Annotated in this window: 11 protein-coding genes, 2 tRNA genes and 2 pseudogenes; 13 read left to right on the top strand and 2 right to left on the bottom strand. The window is 38.2% G+C overall.

Annotation, left to right across the window (positions count from 1 at the left end; genetic code table 11):
* Nucleotides 1-12 precede the first annotated feature (12 nt).
* Nucleotides 13-1,158 (bottom strand): annotated as a pseudogene (locus tag B4U84_RS08020) (ISH3 family transposase).
* 198 nt (nucleotides 1,159-1,356) lie between these two features.
* Between B4U84_RS08020 and B4U84_RS08015 the strand changes: the two are divergent.
* The 12 genes and pseudogenes from B4U84_RS08015 (at nucleotide 1,357) to B4U84_RS07955 (ending at nucleotide 13,658) form a co-directional block, all read left to right on the top strand.
* Entirely contained in the window at nucleotides 1,357-1,842 is a 486-nt protein-coding gene (locus tag B4U84_RS08015; protein ID WP_131116789.1) for a hypothetical protein, read from the top strand.
* A 3-nt stretch (nucleotides 1,843-1,845) separates the two neighbouring features.
* Nucleotides 1,846-3,342, top strand: coding sequence for an FtsZ/tubulin family protein (locus B4U84_RS08010; RefSeq protein ID WP_131116786.1), 1,497 nt, complete (start codon nucleotides 1,846-1,848; stop codon nucleotides 3,340-3,342).
* 173 nt (nucleotides 3,343-3,515) lie between these two features.
* Complete coding sequence (locus tag B4U84_RS08005; protein WP_131116784.1) at nucleotides 3,516-3,746, top strand: S1 family serine peptidase; 231 nt, start codon at nucleotides 3,516-3,518, stop codon at nucleotides 3,744-3,746.
* 80 nt (nucleotides 3,747-3,826) lie between these two features.
* Nucleotides 3,827-4,564: pseudogene (locus tag B4U84_RS31505) on the top strand (hypothetical protein).
* Entirely contained in the window at nucleotides 4,549-5,466 is a 918-nt protein-coding gene (locus B4U84_RS07990; protein ID WP_044452332.1) for an AAA family ATPase, read from the top strand. Before B4U84_RS31505 ends, B4U84_RS07990 begins: the two are co-directional and overlap by 16 nt.
* Entirely contained in the window at nucleotides 5,463-6,647 is a 1,185-nt protein-coding gene (locus B4U84_RS07985) for a hypothetical protein (protein WP_131116775.1), read from the top strand. The genes B4U84_RS07990 and B4U84_RS07985 overlap by 4 nt, the downstream gene beginning before the upstream one ends.
* Nucleotides 6,632-10,756, top strand: a complete 4,125-nt coding sequence (locus B4U84_RS07980) for a hypothetical protein (protein WP_242677568.1) — start codon at nucleotides 6,632-6,634, stop codon at nucleotides 10,754-10,756. The genes B4U84_RS07985 and B4U84_RS07980 overlap by 16 nt, the downstream gene beginning before the upstream one ends.
* A 128-nt stretch (nucleotides 10,757-10,884) precedes the next feature.
* Complete coding sequence (locus B4U84_RS07975) at nucleotides 10,885-12,702, top strand: ABC transporter ATP-binding protein (RefSeq protein WP_131116771.1); 1,818 nt, start codon at nucleotides 10,885-10,887, stop codon at nucleotides 12,700-12,702.
* A 171-nt stretch (nucleotides 12,703-12,873) separates the two neighbouring features.
* Nucleotides 12,874-12,956: transfer RNA gene (locus tag B4U84_RS07970), tRNA-Tyr, on the top strand.
* A 79-nt stretch (nucleotides 12,957-13,035) separates the two neighbouring features.
* Nucleotides 13,036-13,107, top strand: a tRNA-Thr gene (locus B4U84_RS07965).
* Between the two features lie 112 nt (nucleotides 13,108-13,219).
* Nucleotides 13,220-13,447, top strand: a complete 228-nt coding sequence (locus B4U84_RS07960) for a type II toxin-antitoxin system HicA family toxin (RefSeq protein ID WP_131116768.1) — start codon at nucleotides 13,220-13,222, stop codon at nucleotides 13,445-13,447.
* Nucleotides 13,440-13,658: a type II toxin-antitoxin system HicB family antitoxin gene (locus B4U84_RS07955; RefSeq protein ID WP_017309050.1), complete on the top strand. Its 219-nt coding sequence runs from the start codon at nucleotides 13,440-13,442 to the stop codon at nucleotides 13,656-13,658. The genes B4U84_RS07960 and B4U84_RS07955 overlap by 8 nt, the downstream gene beginning before the upstream one ends.
* Here the strand turns inward: B4U84_RS07955 and B4U84_RS31910 are convergent.
* On the bottom strand, nucleotides 13,642-13,770 hold the full coding sequence (locus B4U84_RS31910) for an SDR family oxidoreductase (RefSeq protein ID WP_017309049.1): 129 nt from the start codon (nucleotides 13,768-13,770) through the stop codon (nucleotides 13,642-13,644). The genes B4U84_RS07955 and B4U84_RS31910 overlap by 17 nt on opposite strands.
* A 305-nt stretch (nucleotides 13,771-14,075) precedes the next feature.
* Here B4U84_RS31910 and B4U84_RS07945 point away from each other — a divergent pair, with 305 nt between their 5' ends.
* Nucleotides 14,076-15,311: a tetratricopeptide repeat protein gene (locus tag B4U84_RS07945; RefSeq protein ID WP_131116763.1), complete on the top strand. Its 1,236-nt coding sequence runs from the start codon at nucleotides 14,076-14,078 to the stop codon at nucleotides 15,309-15,311.
* Nucleotides 15,312-15,409 lie beyond the last annotated feature (98 nt).

Here is a 15,409-nt window from a genome sequence, read left to right as displayed (position 1 = left end):
GTTTTCAGCATATTAACTAGACGGAAGATAAACAGCTTGAATAACTTGATATTTTCGTTCAACAGCTTGACGCAAGAATGCTAACATCTGCTTCAGACCAAATAATTGATGATAAACGAGCCTTCCACCTCTTCTATTCAGGCTAATTTTTAACCAGAGAAGATAAACCCAAATATTAACTAAAAGGAAAGAAATGCCAACGAATAATAATCGAAGCGCTGGTTTTTTATTAGTGGTTCTAATTCGACATAAATTTTTTAACCGATAACTGCTTTCAATTCCAAATCTTTTTCGATAGTGTTGATGTATGTAAGATAAACTAGTTTTTACTTGATAAATAACATAAGCGAAATACTCAACTCCATGTTTACCTCGCTTACCTTTTCTATATTTACAGACTATCCATAAGTTAAAAGTTACTGAATCATCTTTACCCTTGGTCATCGTATAATGGGTTTTATAACTTTTTTTACCTTTAAGAAATTGTTTGATGCCTTTTTGCTTACCCCTGCGTATTGCTGGCATAATAAAAGGTATATTTAGAGCTTGCAACCAACGAATAACCGAAAGGCTGAAAAAGACTCTATCAAGCAATAATTTCTTGATTTGAATTTTTAGAGGTTCTAGTTCGGCGAGTAAATATGTAATAATTGCTACATTAGTATCAAAGCAGCGTACGCCTCTTACTGCCAAAGTGATGCGCTTGTTTTTGGTAATTACATATAAAGTTGCATATGCATAAAATGAACAAGTACCAGACTTTGCTTGGCTTCTATATATATAAGGTAATTCTTCAGGACTAGGCTTTCCATAATAAGGAATTAGGTTTAAATCTATAGCAATAGAATGACTTCCATTTTTGATTCTTGCAGGAATACGACTTAACAGAGCCTGATTAATTTGTAATTCTAATTCTTCAAAATTATTGATTTTGTCCAAATGATATCTAACATCATTCCCAGAGGGAATATTATCTAATATTTTCGATGTGTTCTCAATACTATCTCCACTACTAGCTGCTTTAATTAAAATCTCAAATAATGTTTTTTCGTCACAGGCACCTTGGGTATCAATCGATATATTTTATACTAAACAATTAAGAACTTCGTCAAGCGTCTCTGAGTCTGTAAGAGATGGATTATCTCGTAAAACAGTCAATTTTTTTCACCACATTTTGATTCACAACTCTAAATCATTTCATTTTTTAGCTCGTAGTCAACTATAACTTTTTATTATGTATTTTCCCTGAAAGTGTGCTGCATCTCACCAGCGATCATCCTTTCGGGAAAAGTTTGTGATCTACTGAAATTGGCATATTTTTACAAACTTGTACTAGTAATCGTAATAGGAGGATGAGTGAAGGCGAGTGAATGGATTCGCATCATAGCTTTTAGTTTGCTCGGCTCGCTTGTGATGCTTTGGGTACAGCCGATATTTTATCGCAGTCAAATTTTTTTCTTTGTTCTGAGCAAAGTACCTAACCTTGAAGTTTGGATTGTTAATTATTACACGCCAGGAGCAACGGTTGTTCTCAGTGTTAGTATTTTCTCAACATTATTATGGTATGTTTTAGCAGCCAGAGCGCAACCCAGAACAGCGCATGATCGGCAGAATTGGCTACTGATTTGGTGTATAATTTTGTTTTTACCAGTGTTAAGTATTGGGATTGCTTTATTCTTTTACAGCTATACTTCAGAAGCTCTTTTTTCTCTGACTACTTTATTTATATTGGATGTTGCGTTCCTTTATTGGTTTACTACGGCTACAAGTTCTCCCAAAGCTTTAATGTACATTCCTCCGGGAGCATTTACACTACGTCGTCTTCCTTTATTTGAAGATTAAACAATGTCACTTTACTTAATTAGCATTGGTGGGACAGGTGCTAAGTGTGTAGAAGCTGTAATTCAGTTAGCTAGTATTGGACTTTTTAGCAACAATTCCATCAAAATTTTATTTATAGACCCAGATGAATCTAATGGTAATTTGGAACGCACTCAAAGCACTCTCAACCTTTACCAAATATGCTACCAAATTATCGCTGGAGAAAAAGAACAATGTTCTTGGATGAAAACTCCAATTGAGTCTTTTTCTTCATGGTCGCCATTTGCGAAAGCTAACGTTAATAAAAATCTTGGGTCTTTTTTTAATTACAATAACCTGAAACAAGATTATCAAGAATTAGGCAATTTATTTGATGTTCTTTACACCAAAGAAGAAAGAACTGTTGATTTAGATGTTGGGTTTCGCGGACGACCGGCGATTGGTTCAGCAATTATGAGCCAAGTCGATTTGGATGCTTTAGATAATGAAACATGGCGATCGCTCATCAGTCAAATTCAGGGAGATGTAGGACAGGGAAGCGAAACCAAGATTTTGCTTTGCGGTTCGATCTTTGGCGGAACAGGTGCTTCTGGCTTACCTACCATTGGTAGCTTGCTTAACAACAAATTGTGGCGGCTGAATGTACGCGATCGCGTTAAGATTGGTTGTTTATTCATGTTACCGTATTTTTGCTTTTCGCCGCCTGTAGGAGGAGATGCCGATGGTGTTTACGCCCAATCCGATTTGTTTTTATTAAATACAGAAGCAGCGTTGCGCTACTACGTTACTCAAGCACGAGAAATCTTTAATACCGTATATTTATTAGGGAATCAGAACGCCAAAAAAGTTGATTTTAGTATTGGTAAAAACACCCAACGTAACGACCCTCATTTTATCGAACTTTACGCAGCATTAGCAGCCAGACAGTTTTTCTTAAAACCTTGTAACGAACAACTTCCTGTAACATTAATTGCTCGTCAAAGTTTAGATAAAATCACATGGAATGATCTTCCAGATAAAAGTGTGGTTCAGCAGGAATTAGTAAACGCCACACGTTTTGCTTATGCTTGGCTAGCAAATACTCTCCCCGAATTAAAAACTGCTCAAACCCAAGGAATTCCCTGGGCGCAAAAAAATATTGCTTGGTTTAGCAGATTTTTCCGCCCTCAAACTTTGTTCGGGGGAAGAGGTAAAGATTTACCTGAGTTGGGTAATGCAAATGAACAAGGCACAATCAATGTTGTGACTAACTGGTGTCAAACATATTTAGGTTGGTTACATGCTATTCATCAAGGTGATGGTGATGACATTCAACTTTTTGCTTCTCGTTCTTTTTTGCAACCTAAATTAGAGCTATTTCCCACTCTTGTAATTGATGACAGTCGGGATAGAAGTAAGCAAACACGAGACACGATACAGGAATTACACGTCAAATTGATTTCTGAACCAAGAGACCTCAAGGAACCAAACCAGGGTGCTGCTGGATTAGCAAAAGCTCTATATATACTCTGTAGGCTTTAGATATGGCTTATGAATCAGCAGTATTTATGTATAATTAAGTATCAATACGTAAGTTTTCTAGATTTTACTTTGATTTTTTGATATCCTATTCAACACAGTACGGAGGGTTTACACTTACTCGACAAATATTTATTCATATCATCACATTAAACCCTCTGAAATAGTTATACGTAATTCAACATCCTAAAGGACAGCAAAAACAGCGTTCCGCAGGTAGATTTATCAGGTTTGCATCTAATCCAAATCAAATTTTGCATAGCGCTCCAACAGAAGAAGGAACTTCTGGTGCTGCTGTATTGAATGTTACTAATTGGCAGGTAGTAGCACTACACAACGGTGAAAATGATGTTGAAAACTTAGATTACGTTACGAGGCGACAGAAGAACTACTATGGAAGGAGATAGATATTTTATACAGTAAAATAAAAGAATTTGAAATTCAACAAAAAAAAGAATATATACCAATAAATCAATGTGATCAGCATTTGTTTAAATCAATACTTGCTATTGATTTTGAAGAGCAAGAACAAGAATTTGTGGAAGCTCTAGATTTTCATCCCAACAGAGTTGCAGCTTTTTTAATTCATGGTCAGGAAAAATATGGTCAAGAAATTCTAGTTACACGATTGTCTCAATTAAGACAATTGCGTAATGGCAGAAAGATTAAAATTAAATTAGGAGGTATGGGTAAAATTTCAGATTTATGGAATGAGATAGCCAAACACTTTTTTGAATCAACTCAGCTAGTATACATCTGCGAAGAATAAATTTTTGATAAAATTGCGGAATGTTTGCAAACTCAGCACTTAATTTTTATTTTTGATGAAGTTCATCGTACTTATATAGGTTTTTTATCTGAGTTAATTGAATATTTCTGGCAACCAATTATAGAAAAAGTAAATTGTCAAACGAAATACTTAGTCATGTTCTGGCTTGACAATCAGGCAAAAGTTTGTGATTCCGGTATTCCTTTAGTCTATCATCATTCTGAAGCAGAATATCCGAAAATTCCTCTATGTTTAACTCAAGCTAACCGATTTTCATATAAAAAACTTGCCAAATGGTTAAGCAACACAGATTCAGAAATAGACCTTGAGAATTTATCTATAGAAAATTTGTTGAAAGAGTCAAAATCAGGTGTACCAGAACTTGTTTATCAAAAAATTTGTCTTCACTGCGGTTCTAGTTGGGAGGGAAGATTAGCACAATGGTTGATTCAGTAATACCTCTTATTTATACAGGTACACAGCAACCTTCTCAAGAAGAACGTGCTGCTGGACTTGCACCTTATATTCCTTCACCGCAATTAGTTGAGGTAGTAAACCTTACGATTTTTTTACAGAAACGTCCTTTATTGCTGAAGGGAGAACCTGGTTGTGGTAAAACTCGTTTAGCGGAGGCTGTAGCTCACGAACTACGCTTACCCTACGAGCCTTGGTATATAAAATCTACAACTAAAGCAAAAGATGGATTTTACTCTTACGATGCTGTCGCTCGTCTCCATGATGCACAGCTAACACGTGTTGATGAACAAGGACGTTCTAAGGTTGATGATGTGAGAAATTACATTACACTAGGGCCTTTAGGTCGTGCTTTTATCAACCAGAAACGGACTATTGTACTGATAGATGAAATTGACAAAGCAGACCTTGATTTTCCTAATGACTTATTACAAGAACTTGATGAAAAGCGGTTTATTATTCACGAAATGAGACAAACTGTTATTCAGGCAAAGCATCCACCAATTATATTTATTACTAGTAATGATGAAAAAGATTTACCTGATGCTTTTTTGCGTCGTTGCCTATTCCATTATATTGACTTTCCCTCTCAGTCTGATTTAAAAAATATTATTAACCTCCATTTTCCTGATTCTTCACAAGACATTATTGAAGCAGCCGTTATTCGCTTTACACAGCTACGAGAACAAATGGAAAAAGATAGCGGTAGAACTGGCAAAAAAGTTAGTACCAGTGAGTTGATTGATTGGTTTACACTGCTGCGTCAATATCCAGAAGACCAAGCCTTAGCAAAACTTCAAGGAAAGCTTCCTTTTGCTGGAGCATTGCTTAAATATTGGAAAGATTACCGGGATTACTTATTTTTACGGGAGGATAAAACATGAATCCTACCGAAATATCTTTATTAAATGCTTTATTAAATCTCTTTTATAATTTACGTGATTTTGGTCTTCCTTTAGGAATTGATGATTATCTTTTGGCGATGGAAGCTGTGCAAGGTGGATTTGGAATTCGCGATCGCCAATCTCTAGAACAACTTTGCTGTATACTATGGACAAAATCTAAAGAAGAAGCGCGTTTGCTACATCGACTTCTAGATCAGGTTCTAGCACAGGTTGATATTGAAGTTGAAACATCTCCTACAGTAGAACCATCACCAACTCAAGAGTCATCCAATTCTTCTTTATCTGAAATTTCCTCGACCAAGCCTGAACAACCAGTTGATACCCCTGCTCCACCACCAGCAGAAGATACTTTCAATTCAACCACCAATTCCTCAACTGAATCTGAAGAAGAAAATGTAGAAATTTCCCAAGAACCAGAGCAAGTAATTCAAGCTATTCGCCATAACAAGCGCGAATCATTAATTACTATCTACCCCTATCCAAACTCAACCGATCAATATTTACCAGTTACAGGTAGACAAATCAAGCAGAGTTGGCGTATCCTGCGTCGTCCTATACGTAAAGGTAAATTAGAAGAATTAGATGTAGCAGCTACAGTAGAAAAAATTTCTCAGCAAGGTATTGTCATTGAACCAATATTCAAACCACGCTATGTTAACTGTAGTGAACTAGTTCTACTCGTTGACCAAGGTGGTTCAATGACACCTTTTCATCATTTATCCCGTCAATTAATCGAAAAAGCTCAACAGGGTGGAAACATAACTCGAACCCGTGTTTACTATTTTCACAATTATCCTGAAAAATATATTTATACTGATCCCACTCGCCTCAAAGCTCAATTATTAAACGAAGTTTTACAATCAATTGATCAAAAAGCAGCTGTATTGATTGTCAGCGATGCAGGAGCTGCACGTGGTAACTATAATGCAGAACGAGTAAAGGAGAGCCAAAATTTTATCAAGCAACTCCAGCAGTTTGTGCGTTATTTTGCATGGCTTAATCCTATGCCAAACGAAAGTTGGCAGTATACTACTGCTGGCGAGATTGCTTTGTTAGTGCCGATGTTTGAGATGAGTCGCCAAGGACTCAATGCAGCTATTAATACCTTGCGCGGACGGTATGTCTATTGGGAACGCCCCTATCAATGGATGTTGTCGTAGCGATGAAAAACAAAGCTGATACGACAAAGTTAGAATTTGCCGTTGAGCGAGTTGTCGGATTTGCCCAAAAATTCGACCGCGCACATTTTGACTTAGCTTGTCACGCTGCATTTCCAATAGTACTGACACCAGATTTACTCTATCAAATTTGGCTTCGCTTCCTTCCCCAAGCTCCTTGGACAGCAGTTGCTCGTATACTTCTGTCACGTTTGTGTCGTGAAGTGGGTTATGAGCTTTATGAAATGAATGTTACTGTCCGTAATTTATTGTTAACAGAGCTGCAAGAAGATAAACGTTTTGGTCAACAACGGTTAGAAGAATTAGCAGATTTTCTGACTAAATACGTAAAACACCAACTTGAGGATGAAGACTCAAGAACAAGAGATTTAGCACAAGCACAATATTGGACAGCATTGACTTATACAAAACCTCATCAGGTTAGTCAGGAACTAGCAGAAGCAATCGAATCAAGGTTAAAACAAAAAAACTGGAATGAACTTTTTCAGCTTGCATCATTAATAGAAACTCTTCCCGAAGCATTGGCAGAATTTTCTCCGCCTTTAATTAAATATGCTCGTGGAATGCAGAGTTTTACTCGTGGAAATATAGAGGAAGCAGAAGAACAATTTCGCCAGTTATCAATACATGAAAATCAAGTTGAAGTTGCTGAAATAAAGTTGTCAATTCCAATTGAACTTTCATCTATTAAAGCACCTGAGATTCTCGAAAATCCGATTGAAGTTCCATCTATTGAAGCACCTGAGATTCCCGAAAATCCAATTGAAGTTTCATCTGTTAAAGCATCTGAGATTCTCGAAAATACAGTTGCTCCTGACACACCCATAACAAAGCAAAAAACGGCGTTTACTGTTTCACTACTACCCTCATTAAAGCGTGATTATGACCTTCAAGTTCCTTACGAGAGCGGGAAATGGGAAGCATATGAAAACACAGCATTTACATCTATAGCTAACAGTCTAAATTATCAAGCTCCAAGAGAAGTAAAAAGTGTTAGCTTCGTACCAAATATGTGGGCGCGTCCCTTATCAATGGAGATGGCTCTACATGATTATTATCATCCGCTCCGTGAACAAATGATTAAGCAATGGCGGGGGATGTTAGCAGCAATAGCACTTGCAGAAGTACGCGGTTTTCCACTCACAGCACAATTGATAGAATTGGGTCAATTAAGATATGAAGAAGAATTTGCTCGTTGTTTACATGAAGTTTTACCTAGTGATGAGAACACCCTTTACACATTAGAAAATAAACATCCTTGGGAAGATATTTATGTATTTTTATGGCAAAATAAACCAGTAGGAATGACCTCACCTAGTACCTTAGTTTCTCCTTCAGAAGAAGGAGAATGGATAGGATTACAATGGTGGTCAAAAGGTCAGCTAGACTCTCCAATTAATTATATAAATTCTACTGAAAAATCTCTATTGTGGCGTTGGTTAGAAAATCTGCGGAAAGAGATAACTCAGCATAATGGTAAAAGGCACGCTATTAATATGATTGGTGGGTTAATAGATGAATTTCGTATTGATTTAAACGCAGATACTAATCAACAATTTATTTTAACTGAAGAACCGCAATTTTTTGGAGTTCCCCTCAATCGAGGAGTACTCCATGCTTTGAATTTTCCTATAAAAGCACCGGTAAGATTTCCCAATATCCGGTTGATTCCCAGTTTAAATAAATGGCAATATCCTGATTTATTAATCATAGATCCAGAAATAGCTAGAGTTTGGAATGTCTCACCTCAAGATATTTGGATTCATGGCGGGAAAACTTTAGCGGCTTTAAATATAGAAGATTTACGGCAAAAAAGAATTATTTGGACAGATGTAAAATGGATTGAACCTAAAGATTTATTCTTGCCGGAGTTTAAATTTATTAATCAAGAAGAAGCTTTACCTGGTGCGTTATTACCCAAGGAAATTGTACCATTGACCTTTGAGGGCGATCGCATTACTCCCTTGATTCCGCTTAATCCAATTCTACTTGATTATCTCACACCAGAAGATTTAATTTCTCGATTGACACTGCAACCAATTGATACAGATGAAGTACAGCTAGTACGGGTGATTTTAGATTTACCCTTGTCTGGGATGAATTATGATCATTCATTCCAAAATTATCGCATCCAAAAAGATTATCTGCTCAAAGGAGAGAATGCTTTACCAGAAGTACCCGTTTTAGAAATATGGCCAAACTTCCATACTAAAAATTGGAAATCTTATTATGCATTCTACTACGATGGTGAACATGCAGAAGAAACTTTTCAAGTAAATTTTCCCAAAGCCAAACAGCCACACATTTTTAAAGATGGTCGTGGTTCTTATCAAATGGCTTACTTAGAGGAATTCCCATCTCATATTGAATGTCGTCAATGGCAAGATAGACAAATTTTAGGTTTAATTATATTGCGATCTCCATTAGAAGTTCCTATGAGACTTTTATGGGAAATAGGTGTAGATTTTGGCACTTCTTCCACTAATGTTTATGTCAACAGAGATGGTATTGTAGAACCATTGAGATTAGAAAATTTACATCTTAAAGTAGCAGAGTTTAACCAAGAAACTCGATTACCTCTGCTGTATGAATACTTCATTCCAGAAGACTTTATTCCTTTAAACAAGCCCTTACCTTTGCGAAACGTACTTACCACAAGAGGAGGTTTTGCTACTCATAACGATGTTATGAGACCAATTTTAGACGGTCGGATTTATGTTCCAAATAGCTACAAGTTTAAACCCCAAGAAGACTGGATTAAAACGGATTTAAAGTGGGAAGACAATCAAAAATTAGCTTATAATCAACTCTTCCTCAAACATTTAGCTTTGCACATCACTGCGATCGCAGCCAAGAATGGTGTTGCAGAAATTAAATGGTCTTTGTCTTACCGCTCGTCTTTTTCTCGTGTTGACAGAGCTAGATATGCCAAAACTTGGAAAGATATCACCAAAGAACTAGAAGAAAAAACAGGAGTTAAGCACACTTCTCCAGAAATACATAATTTAGACGACTTTCGTTTGGAAAGTTTAGCAGTAGCCCAATATTTCGCCGACCATGAAGGACATGATTTAGTTAACACTACTTGTATTGATGTGGGTGGTAATACTTCTGATATATCAATTTGGGAAGAAGAAACTCTTGTTCATCAATGTTCAGTTTTTTTAGCCGGACGAGATTTATTTTCACAATTCCTAGAGCTAAACCCTAAGTTTTTAGAGCGTAGATTTGGAATCGAAGCTGTTCAAGTCAAAGGACTGAAAGGAGCAGATTTCAATCTGAAATTAGACATGTGGTTACGCTTAGAAGGAGATAATTGGCTGAATAATAGAAAAGCATTTGTTGCAGATGAACCAGATTTTCAAGGACTGATACAACTAACAGCAATTGGTATGGCAGGATTGTATTACTATGTAGGAATTCTTCTCCATACACTGCACCAAGAAGGTAAGTATCAACGCCAAGAGATTACCCCTGTTTATATTGCTGGAAATGGTGGTAAATTTTTAAATTGGCTTTCGGAGACGGCACAATTTGACCGTAACTCCGAAATAAACTTATTATTTAGCCAGATGCTAAGTAAAGCCTCTGGTTTTGAAGACGTTGAAGTTCCGACACGCTTAAGCCAAAATCCCAAAGATGAAGTAGCTTGTGGTTTAGTACTGCATGATACAAAACTTCAAGACTTGAAAAGAAGAACCAAAGATCCATTAATTGCAGGTGAACAATGTGAAATTAATGGTAGAACTATTGATTGGAATTCCCGTTTGCAATTGGAAGAAGATGAAGAAGAAATTGAAAAATTTGCCATTCCTAAATTAGTACAACTACCTAAGTTTCTCTATGATTTCCATGTAGCATTGAGAGATTTAGAAGTCGAGGGAATAAAACCTCTACAAGGATATAGAAGAAGTCTAGACCTTCAAGACAACGAAAAATTATGGCGGGATACAAACCGTGAATTGACAAATGTCTTACTGAAAATCAGAGGTAAATCAGAGAATATTCGCTTTGAACCCCCATACATTCTGGGACTCAAAGCATTATTGCGTGTATTAGGTAAGGAGTGGGCGGAAAGATGGTCAAAGTAATGATTACTGATAACTGTTCATCTCTTCCCAAAGACTAATTTACCAATCTGCCTCTTGACTACAATGTAATATGCATGTAGTATAAAACTTCCAGAGCTAAAGGCTCATGCTCTTGGACAGTGTGCATCATGGCAAACTTTAGAGATATTCTCAATTACTTTCGTCCCTACTGGAAGCTGAGTATTTTCAGTATTGCAGCTACCAGTGTTTACGAGATTATTGATTTGGTCGTACCGTATGCGATCGGACAAATTTTGAATGTGTTGTCTAATCAACCATTAGATAAACCGCTAGTAGTAGCGATCGCCACAATTGCAAACCTTATCAATTATCCAGTAAATCAGCTTCTATCTTTAGGTGTATTGCTGGGTTTAATTTTTCTTGTCACTGTGGTGAGAGCGCCGACACAACCTTGGCTAACTAGTTGGTTTCATTGGGATATTGCCTTAAGATCGCGTCGAGATCAACATCAAAAAGCGATTGAAAAGATTCTCACCTTACCCCTAGAATTTTATGACGAAAATAACCCCGGACGTATTGCTGGGCGAGTAGCAAGAGGTATCGCCAACCACACTTGGACTTATCCCGAAATCGCTGGACAGATGATTCCGAAGCTGTTTCGGGTTTTGGGAATTTTTGTATTTATCTGGTTTGTGGAGTGGCGAATCGCAATTTTGTACTTAATTTCCTTTGTGGTGATTCTTGGCTTTACCTTGAAAAAGTTAAAACGCCTAGTTTGGCATGATAACCGCTTGGATAAATATGGAGAAGGAACAGAAAGCCGAACTTCGGAAATTATCAGCAATATTAAAACAGTAAAAGCATTTGCGACAGAAGCCAAAGAACTAGAACGGCAAAAAGTCCGTTTAGAACGTGAATTCACTGTGGTGGATCATCGTATCCACAAAGGTTATGTCAAGCTGAATACCAAGCAAAGAACTGTCATTCAGTTTTGCGTGTTTGCAATCTTAGGTTTGACGCTCGTCGAAACTGTAGCTGGTAGGATTTCTCTTGGTCACTTTATCATGACCTTAACTCTTTCCAGTATGGCTTATGCGGAGTTGGAACCAATTAGCGTATTGGCAGAGATGTTTGCTCGTCGCTATAGTTCTATGATCCGGTTTAACGAATTTTTGCAAGAACCATCTGGAGTTGATTCCGTTGGTCTTTTGGAGAAACCACAACCAGATTCTGCTTATCAATTTACAGGAAAAGTAGAGTTTTCCCACGTGAGCTTTGGTTACGAACCTCAACGTCCTGTTTTGCAGGATATCAGCCTCTTGATTGAACCATATCAAACAGTAGCATTGGTCGGGCGATCAGGTTCGGGTAAATCTACTTTAGTGAAATTACTATTGCGCTATTTTGAACCAAATGAAGGTCAAATTCTGATTGATGGTCAAGATATTCGTACTTTAAATGTGGGGAATTATCGCCGGAGACTGGCAATAGTTCACCAAGAAGTAGATGTTTTTAACGGAACTGTCTTGGATAATCTCAAGTATGGTCGCTCACATGTCACCTTTGAGCAAGTTGAAGAAGCTAGTAGAATCGCCAGACTTGATGAAGTGATTCAGAATTTACCCCATGGTTATTACACAGTCGTAGGAGAAAGAGGTGTGAGGTTGTCTGGCGGACAAAGACAGCGCCTGGGAATTGCTAGAGCGTTACTAGTAGAACCGGATGTACTGATTTTTGACGAAGCAACTTCTAGCTTAGATTATGAGTCTGAGCGTTCCATTCAATTAGCAATGCGATCACTCCAAGGAACTCGTACCACAATTATAATTGCTCACCGCCTAAGTACAGTCAGAGAAGCAGATCAGATCGTGGTTTTAGACCAAGGCAAAATTATAGAAGTCGGTAATCACGAACAACTTCTGCGTCATGGTGGTATTTACCATCGCTTGCACGCACTGCAAGAAACAGGGGAATTACTGAGTTAGTGGGCATTGGGCATGGGGCATTGGGGACATGGGAAGGGGGACAAGTGAGCAGGGAGAGTAACCAATCCCCGATCCCCTTTCCCCGATCCCCTTTCCCCAATAAATTTTTTTTTGAAAAAAAGCTTGGAAATTCTAAAACCTTGTGCTAATATTCTTAATCGTGGGTCTCACGGGTCGGTGTCCGAGTGGTTAATGGAGACGGACTGTAAATCCGTTGGCTAGCGCCTACGCTGGTTCAAATCCAGCCCGGCCCACCTGCTAAATTTAAAAATGTAAAATTAAAATTTAAAAGTTTTAGTTTTACATTTTTAATTTTATGAATGCGTTAGTTTTGCCCGTGTAGCTCAGTGGTAGAGCACACCCTTGGTAAGGGTGAGGTCGCGAGTTCAATCCTCGCCACGGGCTTTTTTAAGTGAGAGAATAAGGTGGAGTGATCATCTAAACACACACTTAAAGGCTCCCTTTTTTAGGTGAGATTAAGGTTACTATGCTGTAGTTGATAGTCAATATCTCATTAATGCCCAAGAAAATTAGGGAGTTAAAACAATGGCTACGCCAAGTAGGTTTTACAGAACTCCCAGGAAAAGGAAGCCACACTAACTGGATACATCCTTTATATACTGGAAAGCTAACGGTTTCAGGGAAAGATAGTTCGGACGCTAAACCCTACCAAGAAAAGGATGTGCAACAAGCTATAAAAGAGGTAGAGGAGAAGCAACAGCAGGAGAAGCTGGAAGATGAGTAAATTTAAGTACCAAATGTTGATTCAATGGTCTCTTGAAGACAACTGCTTCTTGGTTGGATTTCCTGATTTTCCCGGACAGCGTTGGCGGACTCATGGCAATACTTATGAAGAGGCTGTGGCGAATGGGATTGAAGCGTTAGAGTCTTTAATTATGGCTTATGAAGCAACAAATGAACCCCTTCCGGAGCCAACTGTTAATCAAGCTGCCTAATCGTGCTTGTTACCAGATGTTTTATAACTAGCAATGCGATCGCAGTTGCTTCACCAATACGAGCAGAAGCCCCGGTAACAATTGCAACTTTGCCTTCTAATTTACCTGTCATGGCTGTTCACCCTCGCTGAACAAATGCTTTTTGGCTAAAGTCAGTCTATGGTTTTTCAAAAAAAGCAAAGTTGTTGATTTTGCAGGAGAATTTTTGAATGACTATCGTCAGTATAGACAAAGGAGACACGGGAGATACGGGGGACACGGGAGACACGGGGGACACGGGAGACACGGGGGACAAGGGGGACACGGAGGACAAGGGGAGCCACTGCGTTGCGCGGGTCTCCCGCGTAAGGGGGAAAAGGAGAATAACTAACGACAATTGACAATTGACAATTGACCATTGACAAATGACCAAAAATTATGTTCAAACGCTTAAGTGTGACAATTACTGCTACTACTGCTTTGTGGTTACTTGGTGGTTCTTTGAGTATGGCGGCGACTAAAAAACCTCAACCACCAGATGAGTTTCCGCCATCACCCTTAGAAATTACCACACCTGATCCACTGTTACCACGTAATCCAGACAAAGACAAACAGCCTTTATCTGTGATTGAACAGCTACGGTTGGAGACGGAGTTGGACAAGTTGAATCAACAAGCTACCGCGAAACTGCAAGCAGGTGATGAGTTAGGAGCATTTGATATCTGGAACCGAGAACTACGGTTGCGTCGCTATTTGGGTTCTATCAAAGAGGTGCAAGCACTAGGAAGAGTGGGTGCTGTAGCCTATCAAAAAAGCAATCGTCCAGAGGTACAATACATTACTCAGCGATTGCAAGCGATTCAAAAACAAGCAAAATCCCAAAAAACCCCTAATTTAGAGTTATTGCAAGCACTAGGACAAGCTTACCAACAAGTGCGATCGCCTCAAAATGCAGTGGAAATGTATCAGCAAGTTTTAACTGCGGTGCGACAACAGCAAAATCCAGCCAAAGAGGTTGAAATTTTACAAGCGATCGCCCAAGTACATCTGAGTTGGTTTGATTACACCAAAGCAGCAGATACCTATCAGGAGTTGTTAAAACTAGCTATTGCTAGGGGTGATAGTGTCAACGAGTTAGTGTATCTACAAAGATTAGCTTACATTTACGAACAAGGAAGACAACCCCAGCAAGCAATCGAAATACAGAACCGACTCTCAGAAATATATCAAAGACAGAATAATCTAACTCAACTACCAGCTTTAAAACTAGCGATCGCTTCAGATTATGAATCTCTCGCCAAGAAAAATCCTAATCTCCTCCAAGAAGCTTTTAATAACTATCAACAAGCTTACACAATTGCTTGGCAATCACAGCAGTACGTGCGTGCTGGTGAAGCTTTGCAAAAATTAATCACACTCTACCGTTCCCAAGGACAAATACAAGAAGCATTGCAAGCTAGTGAAATTCTTGTACAGACTCAACAATTAGCTTCCAATTTTTATGGTTTAATGAATGCCTACGATCAAATCGGCAAAATGCAGTTAGAACGTAAAGACTATCCTCAAGCACTACAGGCTTTTCAAAAAGGGCTGGAATTAGCACAACAATTAAAATACGAGGAAGATTACTTTTCTGGACAAATTCAAAAACTTTCTAGACAAATTCCACAATAAAGTAGAGACACGTAGCAAGATCCCGCAGGGTAATTTTGCGTCTCTACACGTATTCATTACTATGAGTAACTATCTCTTTGTACTGATATAGTAGACCT

Source organism: Westiellopsis prolifica IICB1 (genome assembly GCF_004323185.1).
In the GTDB taxonomy this organism is placed as follows: domain Bacteria; phylum Cyanobacteriota; class Cyanobacteriia; order Cyanobacteriales; family Nostocaceae; genus Pelatocladus; species Pelatocladus prolificus_A.
The sequence above is the reverse complement of the archived record's forward strand: the minus strand, read 5'-3'. Positions and strand labels throughout refer to the sequence as shown.

Coding starts and splice junctions, on each gene's coding strand:
- B4U84_RS07955 (WP_017309050.1), top strand. CDS start 13,440: ATGAGTAAATTTAAGTACCAAATGTTGATTCAATGGTCTCTTGAAGAC.
- B4U84_RS07985 (WP_131116775.1), top strand. CDS start 5,463: ATGAATCCTACCGAAATATCTTTATTAAATGCTTTATTAAATCTCTTT.
- B4U84_RS31910 (WP_017309049.1), bottom strand. CDS start 13,770: ATGACAGGTAAATTAGAAGGCAAAGTTGCAATTGTTACCGGGGCTTCT.
- B4U84_RS08010 (WP_131116786.1), top strand. CDS start 1,846: ATGTCACTTTACTTAATTAGCATTGGTGGGACAGGTGCTAAGTGTGTA.
- B4U84_RS07990 (WP_044452332.1), top strand. CDS start 4,549: ATGGTTGATTCAGTAATACCTCTTATTTATACAGGTACACAGCAACCT.
- B4U84_RS07975 (WP_131116771.1), top strand. CDS start 10,885: ATGGCAAACTTTAGAGATATTCTCAATTACTTTCGTCCCTACTGGAAG.
- B4U84_RS07960 (WP_131116768.1), top strand. CDS start 13,220: ATGCCCAAGAAAATTAGGGAGTTAAAACAATGGCTACGCCAAGTAGGT.
- B4U84_RS07980 (WP_242677568.1), top strand. CDS start 6,632: ATGGATGTTGTCGTAGCGATGAAAAACAAAGCTGATACGACAAAGTTA.
- B4U84_RS07945 (WP_131116763.1), top strand. CDS start 14,076: ATGTTCAAACGCTTAAGTGTGACAATTACTGCTACTACTGCTTTGTGG.